Below are 20,048 nucleotides of genomic sequence, written 5' to 3'. Positions count from 1 at the left end.
GTCTCAGAGGTGGTGGGGCGCGCTGACGCCGAGCACGGACAGGCCGCCGGCCAGCACCGTCCCGGCGGCTTCGGCAAGGGCCAGCCGGGATCGGTGGGCGGCCGAGGGTTTCTCGTCGCCGACGGGGAGCGGCGGAGCGGCTTCGACGAGGTCGAAGAAGGCGTGTGCGACGGTTTCGAGGTGGCGGGCGAGCCGGTCGGGTGCGTGGTGGCGGGCCGCCGTGGCGAGGACGCCGGGGTGGTCGGCGAGCGCGGTGTACAGCGCGGGCGCTTCCACGTCCTGTTCGTACGCGCCGGTGAAACCGAGCCGCTCCGCGCCACGGGTGAGCGCGCGGGCGCGGGCGTGGGCGTGGCGGACGAGGAAGAGCGGATTGGGCTCTCCCTGTACGAGGAGGTCGTCGCCCAGCGGCGCGTGGTCGTGGCCGGCCGGCCTCAGCAGCCCCCACAGGGCGGCGTCGGGCCCGAGCCGGGCGAGCAGCTCACCGGCGGTGGCTCCGGCGGGGACGGGCCGCAGCTCCTGGCTCTCCGCGTCCCCGTGGCGAGGACCGACGACGACGCCCAGCCGCTCCCACTCGGGGTCGGGCGTCCCGGTGCAGCCGGCGAGCACCTGGCCGCCCTGGGTGCGCAGGAGGCGCCCCACCGTGCGGGTGACGACGGCGGCCCGGACCTCGGGCCGGTGGTGGAGCCGGTGGAGCCGCCCCGCCTCGGTGGTGACGCGCCCGTAGCGGAGTCCCCGCTCCCGTACGTCGCGTACGAGCGCGGCGCGGGCGGCGGTGTCGGCGGTGGCGTCGAGGGTGAAGTTCAGGAATCCGGGCCCGGTGATCTCGATCCGCCCGATCCCGGGGGTGGCCGCGACCCGGTCCCGCAGGATGCGTGCGACCTCGCGGGCGGGCAGCGCGGCGGGCCCGGCCATCTGGAGGGCGACGGCGCAGGCGTAGTCGCCGCTGCCGCCGGGCCGTGTCCGCTCCACCCGCACGCGCGCGGGCACGGGCGCGCGCAGGGCGTCCTCGTCGACCGCGCGGCGCACAGCGTGCAGCACGGTTCGGGAGAGATCTGCGGGGGTCACGGGACCAGCGTATGGGAGGAAGGGGGGCACTTCGCGACCCTGTTTCGCCATCCGGGCATCCGTGCGGGTCCTGCGGAGGGTGGCATCGGTCACCCGGCCGGGCTTCCGGCCCTCCCGGCGCCGTGTCTGCCGTCGAGAGACGGCGTGTCCTCACCGCGCATCAGCCGGTGGACGATCCGCACCAGCTCGCTCGGCTCGAAGGGTTTCGCGAGGAACGCGTCGACCCCCGCGGCCACCCCGGAGTCCACCTCGTACGGCGTGCAGGCGCTGACGACGGCGACGGGCAGGTCGCGGGTCCTCGGGTCGGCCCGGAGCCGGATCGCGGTCTGGATCCCGTCGAGCCGGGGCATCACCACGTCGAGCGTGATGACGTCGGGGCAGACCTGGTGCACGAGGTCCAGGCACTCGGCACCGTCGGCCGCGGTCACGACCTCGAAGCCCTCCAGCTCGAGATTGACCTTGATCAGCTGCCGGATGACCTTGTTGTCGTCGACAACAAGCACGCGGCCGTACGCCCCTGACACCCTTCGAGGGTAGGTCGGCCGGAGGGGCCGCGTCCGGCTTTCGCCCACTTCCGTCCCGGAGGGCCGGCCGGTGGCCGCCGGAACCGGTTCGGCGCCCGGTTCTCCGTGGGGCGGCGGGGCCGCCCGACCACCCCGGACCGGGGGCCCGACGCGTGAAATACCCGTTCCCGGACACCCCGTCGGAGCTGGTAGGGTTTCACTCGTCGCCGCCAAGCGCAGCGACAACGCCCCCGTAGCTCAGGGGATAGAGCATCGGCCTCCGGAGCCGGGTGCGCAGGTTCGAATCCTGCCGGGGGCACTTCGCAGGAAGTGCCGAAAGGCCTTCTGACCAACGTCACGTTGGACAGGAGGCCTTTTTCATGTGCCCCCACATCCCCCCTGTCCCCGCGATCCCCATGCCCACGCGGATGCGCGCGGTCGCGCCCGCCGAAGGCCCATGTCCGGTTCGTTCGGGGCGGGTTGAGCCCGTCGGTTTCAGTTCTTCGTAGTGACGGAAGGGACCTACGGCCGAATCTCGCCCAAAACGTTTTGCACACTGCGCAAAATTGCATAGTATGCATCTTCATGACTGCCGATGCCGCGCCCGTCGGGCTGCGTGAACGCAAGAAGCGCGCGACACGTGACGCCCTCGCGGACGTCGCGCTGCGCATCGCCGCGGAGCACGGGATGGAGGGCGTGACCGTGGAGGCGGTCACCGATGAGGTCGGCGTATCCGTGCGCACCTTCTTCAACTACTTCTCGTGCCTGGAAGACGCGATCACCCGGCCCGACCAGGGCAGTGCCGAGCGGGCGCGTCAGGCGGTGCTCAGCGCGCCGCGGGAGCTCTCGGCGCTGAACGCCCTGCGTGAGGCGATAGGCCAGGAGCTCGCCGACATCGAGCAGGACCACGAACGCTGGGAGCTGCAGACGGCCGCGCTCCGGAAGAGTCCGTCGCTGATGAACGGATTCGTGGCTGCCCGGTGCGCCGACGAGGCCGCGCTGGTGGCCGTCCTGGCCGAACGCCTCGGCAAGGATCCCGATTCCGACCTCTCCCCCAGGCTCCTCGCCCATGTGTCGTACGCCGCCGTCCGCGCCGCCGTGGAGCTCTGGGTGGCCTCCGGCCGCACCCGCACGTTCCAGAGCATCTACCGGCAGGCGTTCGCGTCGCTGGCCGCCGGTCTGAGCGACTGAAGTACGTCCGAGGCCCCCGACGGGGCCCCTTCACCTTCACCAGAGAATGAGGAACGTCAGCCGATGTCCGCTGCCGTCACACCCGAAACCGGTCCCCCCGGTGCGTTCGAAGCGGCCCCACCGGCCATGACGCGCCGCCAGATACTCCAGGCGATGTCGGGCCTCATGGCCGGCATGTTCGTGGCCATCCTGGCCTCCACCGTCGTCGCCAACGCCCTTCCCCGGATCATCTCCGACCTGAACGGCAGCCAGTCGGCCTACACCTGGGTCGTCACCTCCGAGCTGCTGGCGATGACGGCGACGGTCCCGATCTGGGGCAAGCTGTCCGACCTCTACGACAAGAAGCTGCTCATCCAGATCTCGCTCGCGATGTTCGTCGTGGGCTCGCTGGTCGCCGGCTTCTCCGACAGCGTCGGCGTGCTCATCGTGAGCCGGGTGGTGCAGGGCATCGGCGCGGGCGGTCTCACCGCGCTCGCCCAGGTCGTGATGGCGGCGATCATCCCGCCGCGTGAACTCGGCCGCTACTCCGGCATCTTCGGCGCCGTCTTCGCCGTCGGCACCGTCGCGGGGCCCCTCATCGGCGGTGTCCTGGTGGACACCTCCTGGCTGGGCTGGCGCTGGTGCTTCTTCATCGGCGTACCGTTCGCCCTGCTCGCGATCGTGCTGCTCCAGCTGACGCTGAGGCTGCCCACGGTCCGCAGGGAAGTGAAGATCGACTACGTGGGTGCCGTCCTCATCATGAGCGGCGTCAGCGCGCTGCTGCTGTGGGTGACCCTCGCGGGCAACCGGTTCGACTGGCTGTCGTGGCAGACCGCGGCCCTGGTCGGCGCCGGTGTGGTCCTGCTGGTCGCCGCGGTCATGGTCGAGGCCAGGGTCGACGAGCCGATGATCCCGCTGGACATCTTCCGCAACCGCACCGTGGCCCTGACGACGGTGGCGAGCCTGTTCGTCGGCGTGGCCATGTTCGGCGGCACGGTGTTCCTCTCGCAGTACTTCCAGACCTCGCTCGGCAAGTCGCCGACCGCGGCCGGTCTGATGAGCCTGCCGATGATTCTCGGCCTGATGCTCTCCACCACCGTCGCCGGGCAGATCATCTCCTCCCGGGGCAAGTGGAAGGGCTTCCTGATCGCCGGTGGCATCACCATGACGGCGGGCATGTGCCTGCTGTCCACGATCAGCGCGGACTCCTCGTTCGGGGTGCTCAGCGTCTACATGCTGGTCCTCGGCGTGGGTGTCGGCATGCTGATGCAGAACCTGGTGCTGGCGGCGCAGAACGACGTCCCTGCGTCGGAGCTCGGTGCGGCGACGTCGGTCCTGTCCTTCTTCCGCAGCCTCGGCGGCGCGATCGGCACGAGCGCCCTGGGCGCCGTGCTCGGCCACCGGGTGGCGAGCGAGATGGAGAAGGGCCTCGGCGCGTCGGCGGACGGCGGAGGCGCCGGGCACAGCGTGCCCGACCTCGCGACCCTTCCCGAACCGGTCCGGGAGGTCGTCGAGCAGGCGTACGGCGTCGCGACCGCCGACGTCTTCCTGATCGGGGCCCCGTTCGCGTTCCTGGCCCTGATCGCGGTCCTGTTCATCAAGGAGAAGCCGCTCAAGACGCAGAGCGGCATGGAACGGCTCGCGGAGGAGAACGCCGCGGCAGCGGCGGCCAAGACCCCGGCCACTTCCACGCGCTGATCTCGAACCACCCGTCCGGGCAGGCCCGTTCGTCGTGCGTACGCGCGGTGGACGGGCCTGCCTGTGAACGTACGGTGGCATCCATGACCGGCCGTCTTCCCTCCCCCGTACCCGACGTGTGTGTCCGCGTCCTGATGAACATCGGGTCCTGCGGGCCGTACGCCCACATCGTGGCTCGGTTCGAACCACCCTGCCCCGGCGGCGGGTTCGAGCTGCTCAGCGTCGTCCCGGAGAAGCGCCTGCCCGCCGAGTTCCTGCCCGCCCTGCGGTCGGGGCTGCTGGAGGGGCTGGACGGGGTGGCGGCCGCGGTACTGGTCACGGACGGCTCGTTCCACGAGGTCGACTCGTCCGAGTACGGCTACCGGATCGCCGGCCGGCAGGCGGCCCGGGCGGCTTTGACCGCCGTGGGCCTGCTGCCGCCGGAGGAGGCCGACCGGCTGCGCTGGGCGACCTGGCCGGGCCGGCGGGCATCCCGGCCGCCCGGGAAGCGAAGCCGCCCCGCCGGGTTCTGAACGGCGGGGCCCGGGGTCCGTGCAGCTGCCGGACCGATTCAGGTCAGACCCGCACGACCGGTACGTCGTACCGGGGGATCTAGGTGTTCCGGGTGACCAGGACCAACTGCTCGGCCTGCGCCTGCGCGACGAGTATCCGGTCGAAGGGGTCGGTGTGCAGCATCGGCAACCGCCCTGCCCGTACCCCATGGGCGGCAGTGACCGGAACGCTGGTGAAGGGCAGGTCACGCACCTGTTCGGCCCGGTCGCCCGGCCCCTCGAACTCACCGAGGAACTGCTTGACCGTGATCTCCCACGGAGACACCGCGCTGATGTGTACGGCGGCTTCGGTGTCGATCAGGTCCTTGATCCGGTCGGACAGGTGCGGAGCGTCGGCCATCCACCACAGGATGACGCGGGTATCGAGCAGGTACGTCATCAGCGCACCCCGAACGCTTCGGCGATGCTTGCGCGCGGGTCGTCGAAGGTGACCGGGATACGGATGCGCCCGCGAAGCGAGCCCCGGCCCTGACGGCACACCGGCCTCCTCCGGGCCGGCACCCCCGGCACCGACTCACCGGACGTACTGATCACGAACGGCCGGCCGCCGGCCACCTGCTTCGACGTGCCGGAGAACCTGGACCAGGCAGCCTCCACACGACGCGGGCGGAGCCTCTTCCACAGCCACCTCACGACGAGCTCACCGGACCCGCCCCCTCCATGGCGCGGGACACACCCGCTCCCCCGGTCCGTACCGTCACCGCTTCTCCGGCCTGCAGCCGCAGGGCGGGGCCCTCGTCCAGGCCGATGACGACGAAGAGCCCACCGGAGGAGTACCGCTCGCTCCGCATGCTGCGGACCGTTCGCCAGACTCCCCCGACCCGTACGCTCTGGCCGGCCCGGACGGTCACCGCCGCGACCTCGGCCTCCCCTGACGCGGGGACGATGCCGGGGGCCAACAGCTCCGCCCACACCGTCTTCCCGATATCGGCCTGCCGCTCGTCCACACCCCAGCGGTGGGCCCGGGCCTCCACGAGCAGCAACCCACGCCCCGCCGCATCCAGCGCACCGGGCCGTCGCACCACCGGGCGCCCCTCCCCCGCGTCACTCACCTCCAGCCGCAGCAGCCCGCCCCGCTCCCGGCACTCGATGCGTACGCCCACCATCCGGTCGCCGGGCGCGGGGGCCCGCAGCGCGTTGGTCACGAGCTCCGACAGCACCAACTCGCCTGTCTCGGCCACCGCTTGCTCCACCCGCCACTCACCGAGTCTGGCCCGCAGGACGGCTCGCGCTCTGGGGGCGCTGCTGCGACTACGGACCAGCCGAAAGCTGATTTCGTGGAAGCCGGAAGGCTCTGCCATGACGCTCCTTGAGGTCTGCGGTTGCGGCGTCGCGAACACCGGAACAAAGGTGACGTTCGGTAGATCAGCCATCACAGAGTGCATGGACACTTGATACTGGCGCAACGTTGAATGGATTGCTGTCGCTCAATTCACCCCTTCGTGCGTTCCGAGGACACGGAGCCCTGCCGACTGGTAGGGAATGGTGCATGCCATCCGTAAAGCCATCCACCGTTCTCGGGCGCCAACTCGGCGACGAACTACGCCGCTTCCGTGAGCAAGCGGGGTTGTCCACAGCAGAGGCGGCCGAGGTCCTCGACTGCACGAAGGGCAAGATCAGCCGCATCGAAAACGGTCACGTACCTGTTCGCACACCCGACCTGGTCGCCCTGATACACGCCTACGAAGTTGCCGAGCCGGACGCACGCGAGCGCCTGGCGTCACTCGCTCGCACCGCCAACAGGCGTCGGCGTGAAGGCTGGTGGCATCAGTACGGGTCGGTGCTCGCAGACACCTACCGCGACTACATCGAGATGGAAACGATCTGCGACAGCATCAAAACGTTCCAGGTTCAGCTGGTCCCTGGACTGCTCCAGACTCCCGAGTACGGGAGGGCGGTAACGGTCGCCTCTCGGGCATGGCAGACAGCGGAGGAGATCGACCGGTTCGTACAAGTTCGACTGGCCAGACAGGAGCGTCTGACGGGTGACGACCCGCTGGACCTCTGGGCGGTCCTCGCAGAAGGCGTCCTGCACCAGCAGGTCGGCGACCGAACCGTCATGCACGACCAGCTGAATCACCTGGCCGGTCTCGCCGAACAGCCCAATGTCACCGTCCAGGTGCTGCCGTTCTCCCGCGGCGCGCATCCGGGTATGTTCGGTCCGTACCTACTGTTGAGCTTTCCGCGGGTGTCAGCGCTCGATCTCGTACTGACTGAGACTCCAACTGGCAACATCTGGATGGAGCGGGAATCCGAAGTCTCGCGCTACCGCGATCTCTTCGATGACGCGCGCACCTCAGCGTTGCCGCCGACGGACTCACTCAGCCTGATCCGACGCATCGCCAAGGAGTACAGACCATGAGTCAGGAACGCCGCGCACTGCCGGACCTCGCCAACATCGCCTGGCACACCAGCAGTTATAGCGGAGGCCAGGGCGAGTGCGTCGAGGTGGCCCACAACCTCCCCCACCTCGTCCCCGTACGCGACAGCAAGCGTCCCGCCGGCCCCGTCCTCGCCTTCGGCCACGACGCCTGGCGTGCGTTCGTCAGCGAGTTGGTCTGACCCCGGACCCGTCACCTGCGGGTGATCCGGACGCCTCCGGAACCACTCATAGGTACCTCTGCCCGAACGACTGGGCAACGGCGATATCCGGGTGATCGGGTCACAACCTCGTTGCTAGGGTGACACGTTGGCATCGATCGGGGTCGGGGGACTCATGACGTTCGACGACGACTGGGCAGCGCTCAAGGCTGATGCCCAGGAGCGGCACTCCACGCAGATGAGGCTCAACACGACCGGGGCCGGCAGCACCGCGTCCGGGACCGATGCCGATCTCGTGGTCCACCAGGACGACCTGGGCGCGGTCGGCAACGAGGCCTTCCGGATCCACGGCGAGCTGCAGAAGCGCGCCGACATCGCGGGGGCCGGTATCGACAAGGCCGGGGCGGGGACGACTGCCCGGGCCGCAGCGGAGTTGCAGGGCCGGAACCTCAGCGCGGGCGGTGAGTTGTACACCACCCTCGAAGTCTGGAGCTCGCAGGTGAAGACGGTCCTCCAGATGTGCGCTCACATCTCCAACCACCTGGACTACTCGAAGAAGGCACACGCCAACGACGAGGCGGAGATCGCCGCCGCCCTCACGCGAAGAGACGGTTCCGCCGTACCGGTGTCGGAGATCCTGAAGTACGTGAAGTGAGCGGGGGCAGGCAAACGTGGGTACGTTCTCGTACACGGATCTCATCGAAGTGAACCTGAGCAAGCTGGGCGAGGCGGCCGGTGACTGGGCGTCGACAGCAACCGGCCTGGAGAAGCTGACAACCGAGACCTACAGCGGCCTCCTACTCATGTCCGACGGGGCCGACTGGGCAGGACTGAATGCGTCTGTCACCAAGGACTTCGTCCGCAAGACGGCCAAGGAGGTCGCAGACCTCCACCTGGAGACCCAGAGCATCGCCGCTGTCCTCCGGGATTCCCACGCAGAACTGACACACGTCCAGAAGCGGGCCAGGGAGCTGTCGGCGGAAGCCCGTAAGGGCGATCCCACACGGGATGCGGGCCCTGATCCGGGGCTGCTGGTGACGGATGGCCCCAACGGCACGGTGAAGGTCACGGAGGCGTTCTGTGGCGTCGACGGGACCTCCCAGCGCACCAAAGACCTGATGCAGTGGTACGCCGACACGCTCACGGGGCTCGTATCCCATGCGGCGGAGATCGACGCAGCCGTCACCCGGGCCCTGAAGAGAAGCCACGGTGGCGACCCGCACAACGCGGGCCACGCGACGTACACCTCGCTGGACGAGGATCAGCTGCCCCGTGCCACGAAACTCGCCTCGCTCGGTGACGACGCGAACACAGCTCAGCGGGCCGAACTGCGGCGGCTCTGGTCGTCGCTGAGCCCTCAGGCCCGTGCGGAACTGTGGACCGGGCACAAGGACGACCTCCTCGCGGCGGGACTTCTCGCCCCCTCCGTCAAGCAGGCGGCCCCCGACCGAGGCTCCGGGCGTCATGGCGCCGAGGAACCCGGAGCGGAGGAGCGCAGGACCCGGGAGAAGATGAATCTGATCGCCGAGGCTGCCGACTGGAAGGGCGACAACGACGCTGCCCGGCACATGGCGCATTACCTGGGGAACAGCGGGACGGACATGGAGCTACCCGTCGACAAGATGCTGTCTGAAGTACCCCGCTTCAGTGCTCATATCGAGAACAGCATCAGGGAACGCCAGAACGAATGGCGCGAGGAGGCGCTCGCGGAGTTCAGGAAGAACGGCGGACAGCCGGTCTCCATACCGGTGGAAACCGGTAACCGGGACTTCAACTTCTCCAAGAACGTCAATGAGAACTGGTTCTACGCGATCGGTGCCACCCGATCGAACGTGACCGGGGTGGTCACCGTGGTGCCGGACGCAAGTGGCGAACCCAAGGTCGGTCTCGACTATCAGGCCAATGCGTGGGACCGCTACAACTGGGACGAGGACAAGGGGGTGACCATCGACGTCCCCGGAGGCAGCGCCCTGAGCATTCCGGACGGTCGGATGGCCCGCCTCCACACCACGGGAGTCGCCCAGGAGTTCGACATGGCGGGCAGCAGCTCCGTCAAGCACTACGATCTGGGCGGATCCGCCCCGAACCAGGAGCCCCTGCCCGCGCCGGACGAATCCGGGCGCGAGGGCGACCGCACGGATCCGGGCCGTGAGCAGCAGGAAGCGCGATAGAGGACCGATGAAGAGCTTCAGCAAGATCGCTGCCGGCGAGCCGGCCGTACGCCGCCGTCGCATGCCTGTCGCCGTCGTCGTCCTGTCGGTGCTTCTCGCCTGCGCCGCTGCCACCATCGGTGTGGTCTCCTGCGTCACGGAGAAGGTCTCCTCGGACTTGCTGGACAAGGAGATGACCTGCTGCTGGGAAGACGGAGCCACGCCTGCCTGGATGAGCGACCGGATGGGCATCCGCATTCCGGCCACGGCATCGGACCGTCGGGCGGGGTACAAGGTCGGGGAGCGCTACGACACCGGTCTGCTGTCCTTCGTCCTCCCGGCCGACGATGCGGAGACGTATACCGGCCGGCTCATCGAGGACGGTACCGAGATGATCAAGAATTTTCATCCCGAGGAGAAGGACTACCGTCCTGCGGCAGCGTTCGGCCACCTCGGACTGCCCGAACCGGAGACGTTCGTCCAGGGCTTGCGAAGGATCAGCCTGTGCCCGGACGACCTCGCGACCCCGGAGGGCCAGTACCTCCAGCGCTGTGTCGACCTCTTCGCCCACGAGTTCACACCCGGCACCACGCGGATCTACGTCCGGTCGACCATCGAACCGTCCGTGACGCCCCCACCCGCACCCGCGAGCAAGGCCCCGTAGTAGCCGTGAGGGGCATGTCACGACCGTCGGGCCTACGGCCTGTCGCGGCTCCTCACCCGGGGAATCCCGAGGATGGGCGGGGTGGAGGTTTACCGTTGTCAGGCGATGGCTGAGATGTCTCCGTCATCGAAGTAGATCGCCTGATGCAGACGCCCACCCAGAGCGGCCGCGAAACGGGCAAGAACATCCTGCCCGGAGACATTGCCGCGCTCGATCTGCGACACCCGTCCCTTGGTGATGCCCATCCGGTCGGCCACCTGCTGCTGCGTGAGACCTCGTGCCCGCCGCAGCTCCGCCAGGCGACGCCCGGTGACTTCGGCAAGAAGCTCCTCCTTGCCCGCGCGCACGGCCTCCTCGCCGCCGGCGCGCGCAACATGCTCGGCGCGGATGTCCTGCCAGCGCGTGTACCCGCTCACGGTTGTCCTCCTTCTTCTTCCTGAGCTCGTTCCTTCACGTACGTCTCGTAACGCTGCTCGGCCAAGGGAATCGCTTCCCGGTACCACTCATTCCATCGGCCCGCCTTGTCTCCCGCAACCAGCAGAATGCTGCAGCGCCACGGGTCGAAGGCGAACAGGATCCGCACGGTGCCAGGACGTAACTCCTTCAGGTTCGCCATCGACGAGCCATGGATGGTATCCACCAGCGGGCGTCCCAGCCCCGGGCCTCCCTCTGCCAACGCATCCAGCGCCTGTACCACCCGGGCATGCGTCTGACCGTCGAGACCCCCGATCCACTCACGCACCTCGTCCGCGAGGAAGATCTCCCACTCTTTGTCCACATGGCGAGTATAGCTATTCCTATACCCCATGGGTGAGAGAGGTAATCGGTGCGGAGACGGGTCCCTGGGTCCGTAGCTCCGGGTGACGGAATTCGGGGCGTGCGCGATCACTGGCCATGGCGCCTCTGCCTCATTGAGCAGCCGCAGCGACTTCCGCTGCGGCAGGAGGCGTCCGCACAGCCCGCGGTGATACCGAAGACGCTCCTGCTCAATGACGTGGTCGGCGTGCAGATTCAGCTGGTAGTCGACAGCACCGGTCGAGTTTCGCCTGTCCGCCCAGTCCTCGTCGATGTAGATGGCGAGCCTGTCGAATTCGACATGGTGGTTGGGGCAGAGGCACAGAAGGTTAGACAACACACCAGGCCCGTCGTGAGGCGTACCAACACTGTGCCCACGGCAGGAGCTGGCAGGCTGCTGGACCACGAGTGGGGACATATCAGGGTCTCTCCGAGGCCATGCACTTCACCAGTCTCTCTCCGGGCCCGACTGCCGCCCCTTACGTCTTCGCCGGACCCTCTGTCGTCGGGTGCGGATCGGCGTCATGCTGGCGCGGTCGGTCAGGGAATCCAGGGGGATGTCATGGCGGGAGCAGGCGCGCGCGTGGTCGTGCGGCCGGACAACGCGGTCCATCGCAAGCGGCTGGCGCTGTACGGGGTGGTCGGTGTCCCGGCCCTCTGTGCGCTGGGAGCCCTGCTGATCGGTGAGTTCGGTATCGAGTGGCTGGTCCCGAGCGTCGTGCTGATCGTGCTGCCCGTGGTGGTGGTCCTCGTCATGACGGCGCTGCGCTCCTCCCTGGCCCAGGTCGCGGTCGTCGAGGACGAACTCCGGATCGACAACGCGTTCGGGGTCTCCGTCTACCGCGTACCGGTGGAGTTCCTGACCGGCCTGCACCCCATCACCTTCGGCGCCGGTCCCCTCACCCCGACGCCGGGGCGCATGGTCATCACCTCGGACGTGGCCCGCCCCTTCGTGCTCGACATGCGGCCCTGGCAGCGGGCCGACACGGAACGGCTCGCGCGACGGCTGCGGGGCATACCGGTGTCCGACTCACCGGCCTCGTCGCCCAAGGAGCTGCGGGCCGCGTTCCCCGGTGTCCGGCTGCCGTGGTGGCACGCGCATCCGTGGGGTGTCGTGTTCCTGCACACGGCCCTCGTCGTCGGCTACTTCCTGGCGGCCTCCGCGCTGATGGGGCCTTCGCACTGACGTGCCGGCGGAGGGCGGGCCCGGCCGGTCGTCTCAGTCCGCCGTTCGGTCAGCCGTCGGCCCGAGCGGACCTCTGGCCAGCCGGAGGCCCAGGTCGTCGATGGCGAACGTGGGGTGGCTCCGGCGGCGTACGGTGGCGCCGCAGCCGCGCTCCGACTCGGCCCAGCCACCGCCTCGGAAGATGCGGTAGGAGCCGTAGACCTCCTCGTCGTAGACGTCCCAGCACCACTCCCAGACGTTGCCCAGCATGTCGTGCAGCCCCCACGCGTTGGGCGACTTGGAGCCGACGTCGTGGGCCCGGCCCCCGGAGTTGCCGTCGTACCAGGCGATGGCGTCGATCTCCCCGTACCGGTATCCGGTGGTCCCCGCCTTGCAGGCGTACTGCCATTCGGCCTCGGTCGGCAGGCGGTAGCCGTCGGACGTCCGGTCCCAGGTCACCTCGCCGGTCCGTGCGTCACGGGAGTACGCGGGGCGCAGGCCGGCTCTCGCCGAGAACCGGTCGCACAGGTCGACGGCGTCCAGCCAGCTGATGTTCGTGAGGGGTGAGGCTCCGCTCGCGGTGGGGGCGGCGTCCGATCCCGTGAGCGCGCGGTGCAGTTGGTCGGTGACGGGGTGCCTGCCGAGCAGGAAGGGCTCGACGTCCGCCTGCCAGCGGGTGCCCCGGCGGTCGTCGCGCAGGTCCACCGTGCCGCCCGGGATCCGGACCATCCAGGCGGCGATCTGGTCGTCGGTGAGCGGGTGCACGCGGGAGCCTCTCCGTCCGGGGCGGCCGGCCGGCTGCCCGGACGCCCACGATACGGCGGGGGCGCGGGCCGCCGTGTGGCTCCCCGGACCGGGCCGGACCGCCTCGGGTGCGGCCCGGTCCGGGCAGGAGGCCTACGGCCACCGTGCCGTGAGCTGCCGCTGGAGCGCGGCCTCCCCCGGCGTCAGCGGTACGTCCGGGCAGAGCCGTTCCGGATGTCCCTCGGGCGGCCCGGTCAGGGGCTGGTCCGCCGGGGGCGGGGGCGGGCCCGTGACGGAGAGGCCGAGCCAGATCCAGCCGGCCGCCGTCAGGGACATGCGGATCTCGTGCAGGGCCCGCGCCACGTGTCTCATGCGAGCTGTGCCTGCGCGGGGACACGGGGTGCCGCCGGGGCCGTCTCCTCCTCGCTCCAGGTCCACAGCCGGGACACCGCGTTCAGGTCCAGGTCGTGGCCCTCGGTCCAGATGCGGGCCGCCGCCGTGAGCACCGACTGGCGGTCGGCCTCGGGGGTTCCCGCCCGTGCCGGGAGGATCGGGGTCACCGCACCGGCGCCCAGGCGGACGGAGCGGTGCCGGCGGGCGAACGCGGTGAGCGTCTGGCGGGGGCCCACCTCGACCAGCAGGACGTCGTCGGCGGCCAGGAGTTCGTCCAGGGCCTTGCGGAAGTAGACGGTGTCGGTGATCTGGCGGGCCCAGAAGCGGGGGCTGCGGGCTTCCTGAGGGCTCATCAGGGCTCCGGTGTAGCCGGAGTAGAGGGCCATCTTCGGCTCGCGCAGGGGGATCTCGCGGTAGGCGACCTCCACCGCGTCGGAGGCGGGGGCCATGGCCGGCGAGTGGAAGGGGCTGGTGGCGGGGACCGTCACCACCGTGTGCCCGTCCGCCTTGAGCCGGGCGGCGACCTCGGTGAGCGGGTCCTTCGAACCGGCCAGCATCACCTGCTGGTTGGCGTTGACGGCCGCGACGGCGACATCGGCCGTCAGGTACGGGAGCACCTGCTCCTCGCTCGCGGCGACGGCGAGCATGCCGCCCGCCGGGATCTTCACGGCCTCCCGGACCCGGGCCAGCACCATCGCGACCGCGTCCCGCAGCGACACGACCCCGGCGAACGTGGCCGCGACGAGTTCGCCGGCGCTGTGGCCGAGCAGCGCGGTCGGGCGGACGCCCCAGCTCAGGACGAGGCAGCCGAGCGCGTAGTCGATGGCGAACAGGAGGGGCTGGGCGCGCCGCACGTCGTCGATGCCGATGGCGGCCCGTGCCGGGTCGAGCCAGTCGGCGCGGATGCGGGGGCCCTCCTCGCCCATGTGGGAGAGGGCGGCGTCGACGGCGGCGGTGAAGACGGGTTCGCGTCGGTAGAGGCCGGCCGCCATCCCCGCGTGCTGGGAGCCCTGGCCCGGGAAGAGCAGGGCCACGGGACGGGGGCGTGAGGCGTCGGTGGCGCGGGCCTTGTGCACGGCCGGGGCGGCGAGCGCGGAGACGGTGACGGCCGCGCCGCGGATCGGGCCGGGGGCGGTGCCGCAGGGCACGGTGGTGGGCAGGGCGGGGAAGATCTCGCGGTGTACGCCGCTGAGCATCGGCAGGAGTTCGTCGCGTACCCGCATCTCGTCGTCCGCGTTCTGCCCCGACCAGCAGACCAGCCGGTGCCGGTCGGGGTCGGTGCCGCGCGGGTTGCCGGTCAGGGGGCGCAGCGGTGGGGTGGTGTCCTCGCCCGCGGGGGTGGTGACGTCGAGTATGCCGAGGACCGCGTCGCCGTCGGCCACGGCTTCGGCGGCCCGCCTGACGGCGTACACGGTGATGGTCTGGGGGTCGGGTTCGCCGAAGCCGGCGACCAGGGCGAGGTCGGCGGTGCCTTCGTGGAGTTCCCGGTGGGCCTGGCGCAGGGCGCGGCCCGGTGTGTCCGCGATGCGGACGGTGAAGCCTTCGTGCTCGGGCCCGATGCCGTCGAGGGTGTCCGCCCCGAGGAGCACGACGGTCCGGGCGGGCAGGTCCTCGGGAGGGCGGCCGAAGGCGCGCAGTACGGCCGATACGGCGGCGGCCGAGGCGACGACCGGTGCGGTGCGGTGCTGCGGCGCGGAGCCGGGGCTGACGATCAGCCGGCGGACCACCGCACTCCGTTGCGTGAGCGACATGGTTCCTCCTCGTGGGCCGCGGCTCGGGCCCCCATCGATACGGATCGGTGTGGTGAGGCCGGTGACGGCCGCCCCGCCCACGGGGGGACGAGAAGCGGGGCGGCCGTGCGGGACCGGCTCAGGCCGTGGTGGCCCGGCCGGAGTTGATGAGGGCGAGGAGGGCGCCGGGGGTCTCGGCGTCGACGACGGCGTCGTCCGGGATCTCGATGCCGTACTCGCGCTGGATCTGCCCGATGACCTGGAGCAGGGCGAGGGAGTCGTAGCCGAGCTCCATGAACGGGGTGTCGATGACGTCACCGTCGAGGTCGATGCCCTCCTCCTCGCCGGCGCTCTCGCGCAGCATGCGGGTCAGGTCGGCCAGGGTCACTGTGGCGGTCGTGGTGCTCATGGTCGGTGCCGTCCTCTCGGTTGGGCGTATGGGTCGTTCCGGTGTGGCGGTGGTGCCGGTGGTTCGTGGGGGCTGTGGAGCGCGTGGGGGGGGTGCGGTGCTGTTCAGCCGCGGCGTACGACGAGTGCCGCGTTGAAGCCGCCGTGGCCCCGGGCGAGGACGAGCGCGTGGCGCAGATTCGCCTCGCGTGCCTCGGTGACCAGGTCGATGGTGTGGCCGGGGTCCGGCGCGCCGACGTTGGCGGTCGGCGGGATGACGCCGTCGCGCAGCGAGAGCAGCGCGGTGGCCACGTCGAGGGCGGCACCGCCGGCGAGCAGGCGGCCCGTCATCGTCTTGGGCGCGGTGACGGGGACCCCGTGCGCGCCGAACAGCGCGGTGAGGGTCTGTGCCTCCGCCCGGTCCAGGTCGGGGACGCCGGCGGCGTCGGCGAAGACGACGTCGATGTCCCCGGCGGTGATCTGGGCGTCGGCGAGGGCGTTCTCGACGGCCCTGCGCAGGCCGGGCGGGCGGCCGGTGGCGGGGGCCGGGTCGAGGGTGGCCGCGTATCCGGCGATCTCGCCGTAGACGGTGGCGGCTTGGCGGGTGCGGGCCGACTCGGCGTCCTCGACGAGGAGGATCGCGCCGCCCTCGCCGGGTACGTAGCCGCCCGCGTCCGGCGAGAAGGGCAGGTAGGCGCGGGCCGGGTCGTTCACGGTGCTCATCAGGCCGGAGGCGATCTGCGGGACCCAGCCCCAGGGGCAGATCGCGGCGTCGATGCCGCCGGAGATGACGGCCGGGAATCCCTTGCGGATGTGGCGGCGGGCGTGGCCGAGGGAGTCGATGCCGCCGGCCTGTTCGGTGAGCAGGACGCCGCTGGGGCCGCGCAGCTTGTGCCGGATGGAGATCTGGCCGGTGTTGACGGCGTAGAACCAGGCGAAGGACTGGTAGGCGCTGACGTACTCCTTGCCCTTGCTCCAGAGGTTCTGCAGCTCCCGCTGGCCGAACTCGACGGCGCCGCCGGACGCCGCGGTGACCACGCCGATGCCGTACTCGGGCATGTCGGTGGTGTCGATGCCCGCGTCGGCCAGTGCCCAGTCGGCCGCGGTCAGCGCGAGGCGCGTCATGTGGTCGGTCTGGGGCATCAGCCGGCTGGGGATGTGCTCCTCGGCGACGTAGTCGCCGACCTCCCCGGCGATCCGGGAGGGGTACTGGGTGGCGTCGAAGCGGGTGACGGGTCCGAGACCGGACTCGCCGGCCAGCGTGGCCTTCCAGTAGTCCTCGGTTCCCAGGCCGTTGGGGGCGGTGATGCCCAGGCCGGTCACCACTGCGGTGGTCATGAGGTGCTCCTCTCCGGGCGGGCCAGCACCATGGCGCTCTGGAATCCGCCGAATCCGCTGCCCACGCTGAGGACCACGTCGGTCTTCTTCTCGCGGGCGACCAGCGGGATGTAGTCGAGGTCGAGCTCGGGGTCGGGCTCGTGGAGGTTCGCGGTGGGCGGCAGGATGCTGTGCTCCATCGCGAGTGCGCAGGCGGCGATCTCCAGGGAGCCGATGGCGCCGAGGGAGTGCCCGATCATCGACTTGATGGAGCTGATCGGGGTGCGGTACGCGTGCTCCCCGAGGCTGCGCTTGAAGGCGCCGGTCTCGTGGCGGTCGTTCATCTTGGTGCCGGAGCCGTGGGCGTTGATGTAGTCGACGGTGTCCGGTGCGAGGCGGGCCTCGGCCAGGGCGACGTCGATGGCCTCCGCCATCTCCAGGCCCTCCGGCTTGAGACCGGTCATGTGGTAGGCGTTGCAGCGGGAGGCGAAGCCGGCGATCTCGGCGTAGATGTGGGCGCCGCGCCGCCGGGCGCTCTCCAGCTCCTCCAGGACGAGGATGGCCGCGCCCTCGCCGAGGACGAGTCCGCTGCGGGTCCGGTCGAAGGGCCGGCAGGAGCTCTCCGGGGTGTCGTTGCGGGGGGTGGTGGCGTGGATGGCGTCGAAGCAGGCCGAGGTGATGGGCGAGATCGGGGCCTCGGTGGCACCGGCGATCATGATGTCGGTGGTGCCTTCGCGGATGAGTTCCACGGCGTGGCCCAGCGAGTCGAGACCGGAGGTGCATCCGGTGGAGACGACCGCGGCGGGTCCCTCCGCCCCTGCCGCCAGGCCGACTTCGGCGGCGATGGAGCTGGGGACGAAGTGCCGGTAGAGCTCGGGTACGGCGTATTCGTGGTCCACGTTCCACTTGCGGCCGCCGTCGCTGACGACCGCGTACTCGCGCTCCAGGCTGGTGGTGCAGCCGACCGCGCTGCCCACGGCCGTGCCGACCCTGCCGGGGTCGAGGGCGGAGAGGTCGAGGCCGCTGTCGGCCAGGGCCTCCCGGGTGGAGACCACCGCGAACTGGGCGGCCCGGTCGAGGCGGCGGATCTCCTGGTGGGAGAGGCCGGCGGCCAGGGCGTCGAAGTCGCACTCGGCGGCGACCTGCGAACGGAACGGGGAGGGGTCGTAGAAGGAGATCCTGCGGGTGGCGGTGCGTCCCGCCGTGAGCAGGTTCCAGTACTCCTTGACACCGACCCCACCGGGGGCCACGACGCCCAGGCCGGTGATGGCGACTCTGCGCATGGTCTACCTGGCCTTCGACGGGGCCGGATGCGGCTGGGCGCACCTGCCGGTTGGCATTGTGGGGGTCACTGTCGATCCCTTCGTCCGTATCACTGCTGGGTCGTGAATCGGTATCGGCGGCCGGAGGGTGTCCGGGGTGTGAACCCCTCCGGCCGGCCGGACCGGTCGGCCGCACGCTCGTAACGAGCCGCCGCTTCCGGTGCAGCTATGGAACGTCCGCGCCCTAGACCCGGACTCGCGTTCGCGTGGACCTGCCCTTTTGACCGGTTACGTAGGGACATTTCCGTGCTTACGAGACGGCACTTCGGCACGTTTGGCACGCAGCATGGCCAGCGACCGGATCAGGATGCGGCGGGTTTCCGCGGGCTCGACGACGTCGTCGACGAGCCCGCGCTCGGCCGCGTAGTAGGGGTGCATGAGCTCGGTCCGGTACTCGTCGATGCGCCGGGCGCGGACCGCCTCCGGGTCGTCGGACGCGGCGATCTCGCGGCGGAAGATGACGTTGGCGGCGCCCTCGGCACCCATCACGGCGATCTCGTTGGTGGGCCAGGCGAACGCCAGGTCGGCTCCGATGGAGCGGGAGTCCATGACGATGTAGGCGCCGCCGTACGCCTTGCGCAGGACGAGGGAGATCCGGGGCACGGTCGCGTTGCAGTACGCGTAGAGGAGCTTGGCCCCGTGCCGGATGATGCCGTTGTGCTCCTGGTCGACGCCGGGCAGGAAGCCGGGGACGTCGACGAGGGTGACGAGCGGGATGTTGAAGGAGTCGCACGTGGAGACGAAGCGCGCGGCCTTCTCGCTGGCGTGGATGTCCAGCACACCGGCGAGGGCCGCCGGCTGGTTGGCCACGATGCCCACCGGGTGGCCGTCGAGGCGGGCGAGCGCGCACACGATGTTGGGCGCCCACGCCTCGTGGACCTCGAAGGTCTCCCCGTCGTCGACGATCTCCTCGATCACCGCGCGGATGTCGTAGCTGCGCCCCGGGTCGGCCGGCACCAGGTCGGCGAGGGCTTCGGTGAGCCGGTCCGCCGGGTCGTCGCAGGGCACCGAGGGCGGCATCTCGCGGTTGTTGGACGGCAGCAGCGCGATGAGGAAACGTACGTCCTCCAGGCACTCGGCCTCGTCGTCGTAGGCGAAGTGGCAGACGCCGGAGGTGGTGGCGTGGACGTCGGCGCCGCCCAGGCCGTTGTGGGTGATCTTCTCGCCGGTCACCGCCTGCACGACGTCGGGCCCGGTGATGAACATCTGCGCCGTGTCCCGGACCATGAAGACGTAGTCCGTGAGGGCCGGGGAGTACGCGGCGCCGCCCGCGCACGGGCCGAGCATCACGCTGATCTGCGGGATGACCCCGGAGGCCGCGACGTTGCGGCGGAAGATCCCGCCGTAGCCCGCGAGCGCGGTGACGCCTTCCTGGATGCGGGCGCCCGCCCCGTCGTTGAGGCTGACCAGCGGGGCGCCGGCGTCCGCCGCCAGGTCCATCACCTTGTGCACCTTCTCGGCGTGCGCCTCGCCGAGCGCTCCGGCGAAGACCCGGAAGTCGTGCGCGTAGGCGAACACCGTGCGGCCGTGGACCAGGCCCCAGCCGATCACGACGCCGTCGCCGTGCGGCTTGCGCTCCTCCAGACCGAAGCCGGAGGCCCGGTGCCGGCGCAGCGGCTCGATCTCCGTGAACGTCCCCTCGTCGAAGAGGAGTTCCAGCCGCTCGTGCGCGGTGAGCTTGTTCTTGTCGTGCTGCCGCCGGGTGGCCGCCGGATCGGGTCCGCGGCTCACCTCCTCCTTGAGCCGTCGCAGTTCCGCGGCGGCGCGTCGGAGGTCGGGGGCGGCCTGGGTGACCGTGAGGTCGTCGAGGATCGTCATCGGCCGAACGTAGGAACGGCGGCTAGAGACGGACT

Annotated in this window: 22 protein-coding genes, 1 tRNA gene and 1 pseudogene; 10 read left to right on the top strand and 14 right to left on the bottom strand. The window is 70.5% G+C overall.

Features of this window, described 5'->3' with window-relative positions:
* Nucleotides 1-3: 3 nt before the first annotated feature.
* Nucleotides 4-1,065 (bottom strand): ArgS-related anticodon-binding protein NrtL, encoded by a 1,062-nt coding sequence (nrtL, locus tag OG524_RS25220; protein WP_405388589.1) that lies wholly within the window; start codon nt 1,063-1,065, stop codon nt 4-6.
* Nucleotides 1,066-1,154: 89 nt separating this feature from the next.
* Nucleotides 1,155-1,637, bottom strand: a complete 483-nt coding sequence (locus OG524_RS25215) for a response regulator (RefSeq protein ID WP_405811715.1) — start codon at nt 1,635-1,637, stop codon at nt 1,155-1,157.
* Between the two features lie 178 nt (nt 1,638-1,815).
* On the opposite strand from OG524_RS25215, the gene OG524_RS25210 reads away from it, so the two are divergent.
* The 4 genes from OG524_RS25210 (at nt 1,816) to OG524_RS25195 (ending at nt 4,948) form a co-directional block, all read left to right on the top strand.
* Nucleotides 1,816-1,887 (top strand) — tRNA-Arg (locus OG524_RS25210).
* Between the two features lie 266 nt (nt 1,888-2,153).
* A complete protein-coding gene (locus OG524_RS25205; RefSeq protein WP_405388591.1) occupies nt 2,154-2,759 on the top strand; it encodes a TetR/AcrR family transcriptional regulator in 606 nt (201 codons plus the stop codon).
* Nucleotides 2,760-2,822: 63 nt separating this feature from the next.
* Nucleotides 2,823-4,436, top strand: coding sequence for an MDR family MFS transporter (locus tag OG524_RS25200; protein ID WP_405811714.1), 1,614 nt, complete (start codon nt 2,823-2,825; stop codon nt 4,434-4,436).
* An 83-nt stretch (nt 4,437-4,519) separates the two neighbouring features.
* A complete protein-coding gene (locus OG524_RS25195; protein WP_405388593.1) occupies nt 4,520-4,948 on the top strand; it encodes a hypothetical protein in 429 nt (142 codons plus the stop codon).
* A gap of 79 nt (nt 4,949-5,027) precedes the next feature.
* On the opposite strand, the gene OG524_RS25190 is transcribed toward OG524_RS25195, so the two are convergent.
* Nucleotides 5,028-5,366, bottom strand: a complete 339-nt coding sequence (locus tag OG524_RS25190; RefSeq protein WP_405811713.1) for a type II toxin-antitoxin system VapC family toxin — start codon at nt 5,364-5,366, stop codon at nt 5,028-5,030.
* Between the two features lie 250 nt (nt 5,367-5,616).
* Complete coding sequence (locus tag OG524_RS25185; protein WP_405811712.1) at nt 5,617-6,288, bottom strand: ATP-binding protein; 672 nt, start codon at nt 6,286-6,288, stop codon at nt 5,617-5,619.
* 188 nt (nt 6,289-6,476) lie between these two features.
* On the opposite strand from OG524_RS25185, the gene OG524_RS25180 reads away from it, so the two are divergent.
* The 5 genes from OG524_RS25180 to OG524_RS25160 all read left to right on the top strand — a co-directional run bounded on the left by OG524_RS25180 (nt 6,477) and on the right by OG524_RS25160 (nt 10,342).
* The gene (locus tag OG524_RS25180; RefSeq protein WP_405388596.1) at nt 6,477-7,349 is read left to right on the top strand and encodes a helix-turn-helix domain-containing protein; all 873 of its coding nucleotides are present in this window, start codon (nt 6,477-6,479) and stop codon (nt 7,347-7,349) included.
* A complete protein-coding gene (locus OG524_RS25175; RefSeq protein WP_405388597.1) occupies nt 7,346-7,549 on the top strand; it encodes a DUF397 domain-containing protein in 204 nt (67 codons plus the stop codon). The genes OG524_RS25180 and OG524_RS25175 overlap by 4 nt, the downstream gene beginning before the upstream one ends.
* A 154-nt stretch (nt 7,550-7,703) precedes the next feature.
* On the top strand, nt 7,704-8,183 hold the full coding sequence (locus OG524_RS25170) for a hypothetical protein (RefSeq protein WP_405812501.1): 480 nt from the start codon (nt 7,704-7,706) through the stop codon (nt 8,181-8,183).
* Between the two features lie 16 nt (nt 8,184-8,199).
* Nucleotides 8,200-9,699 (top strand): hypothetical protein, encoded by a 1,500-nt coding sequence (locus OG524_RS25165; protein ID WP_405811711.1) that lies wholly within the window; start codon nt 8,200-8,202, stop codon nt 9,697-9,699.
* Between the two features lie 7 nt (nt 9,700-9,706).
* A complete protein-coding gene (locus OG524_RS25160) occupies nt 9,707-10,342 on the top strand; it encodes a hypothetical protein (RefSeq protein WP_405388599.1) in 636 nt (211 codons plus the stop codon).
* 98 nt (nt 10,343-10,440) lie between these two features.
* Here OG524_RS25160 and OG524_RS25155 read toward each other — a convergent pair whose 3' ends face one another.
* The 3 genes and pseudogenes from OG524_RS25155 to OG524_RS25145 all read right to left on the bottom strand — a co-directional run.
* Nucleotides 10,441-10,758 (bottom strand): helix-turn-helix transcriptional regulator, encoded by a 318-nt coding sequence (locus OG524_RS25155; RefSeq protein ID WP_360983777.1) that lies wholly within the window; start codon nt 10,756-10,758, stop codon nt 10,441-10,443.
* Nucleotides 10,755-11,120, bottom strand: coding sequence for a type II toxin-antitoxin system RelE/ParE family toxin (locus tag OG524_RS25150; RefSeq protein ID WP_405812500.1), 366 nt, complete (start codon nt 11,118-11,120; stop codon nt 10,755-10,757). The genes OG524_RS25155 and OG524_RS25150 overlap by 4 nt, the downstream gene beginning before the upstream one ends.
* 297 nt (nt 11,121-11,417) lie before the next feature.
* Nucleotides 11,418-11,555, bottom strand: a pseudogene (locus OG524_RS25145) (HNH endonuclease); the annotation flags it as partial.
* Between the two features lie 144 nt (nt 11,556-11,699).
* Here OG524_RS25145 and OG524_RS25140 point away from each other — a divergent pair.
* Nucleotides 11,700-12,323, top strand: a complete 624-nt coding sequence (locus tag OG524_RS25140) for a hypothetical protein (protein WP_405388600.1) — start codon at nt 11,700-11,702, stop codon at nt 12,321-12,323.
* 33 nt (nt 12,324-12,356) lie between these two features.
* Here OG524_RS25140 and OG524_RS25135 read toward each other — a convergent pair whose 3' ends face one another.
* The 7 genes from OG524_RS25135 to OG524_RS25105 all read right to left on the bottom strand — a co-directional run bounded on the left by OG524_RS25135 (nt 12,357) and on the right by OG524_RS25105 (nt 20,013).
* The gene (locus OG524_RS25135; protein WP_405393101.1) at nt 12,357-13,031 is read right to left on the bottom strand and encodes a formylglycine-generating enzyme family protein; all 675 of its coding nucleotides are present in this window, start codon (nt 13,029-13,031) and stop codon (nt 12,357-12,359) included.
* Nucleotides 13,032-13,199: 168 nt separating this feature from the next.
* The gene (locus tag OG524_RS25130) at nt 13,200-13,418 is read right to left on the bottom strand and encodes a DUF6059 family protein (RefSeq protein WP_405388601.1); all 219 of its coding nucleotides are present in this window, start codon (nt 13,416-13,418) and stop codon (nt 13,200-13,202) included.
* On the bottom strand, nt 13,415-15,190 hold the full coding sequence (locus OG524_RS25125; protein WP_405811710.1) for an acyltransferase domain-containing protein: 1,776 nt from the start codon (nt 15,188-15,190) through the stop codon (nt 13,415-13,417). Before OG524_RS25125 ends, OG524_RS25130 begins: the two co-directional genes overlap by 4 nt.
* 118 nt (nt 15,191-15,308) lie before the next feature.
* Nucleotides 15,309-15,578 (bottom strand): acyl carrier protein, encoded by a 270-nt coding sequence (locus tag OG524_RS25120; protein WP_405388603.1) that lies wholly within the window; start codon nt 15,576-15,578, stop codon nt 15,309-15,311.
* A gap of 104 nt (nt 15,579-15,682) precedes the next feature.
* Nucleotides 15,683-16,894 (bottom strand): ketosynthase chain-length factor, encoded by a 1,212-nt coding sequence (locus tag OG524_RS25115; protein ID WP_405811709.1) that lies wholly within the window; start codon nt 16,892-16,894, stop codon nt 15,683-15,685.
* The gene (locus OG524_RS25110; protein WP_405811708.1) at nt 16,891-18,156 is read right to left on the bottom strand and encodes a beta-ketoacyl-[acyl-carrier-protein] synthase family protein; all 1,266 of its coding nucleotides are present in this window, start codon (nt 18,154-18,156) and stop codon (nt 16,891-16,893) included. The genes OG524_RS25115 and OG524_RS25110 overlap by 4 nt, the downstream gene beginning before the upstream one ends.
* Before the next feature lie 267 nt (nt 18,157-18,423).
* Nucleotides 18,424-20,013, bottom strand: coding sequence for an acyl-CoA carboxylase subunit beta (locus tag OG524_RS25105; protein WP_405388606.1), 1,590 nt, complete (start codon nt 20,011-20,013; stop codon nt 18,424-18,426).
* Nucleotides 20,014-20,048: the final 35 nt, after the last annotated feature.

Origin of the sequence: Streptomyces sp. NBC_01520 (assembly GCF_045040375.1) — a bacterium.
Lineage (GTDB): Bacteria > Actinomycetota > Actinomycetes > Streptomycetales > Streptomycetaceae > Streptomyces.
This window is presented reverse-complemented; position numbering and strand designations above follow the sequence as displayed.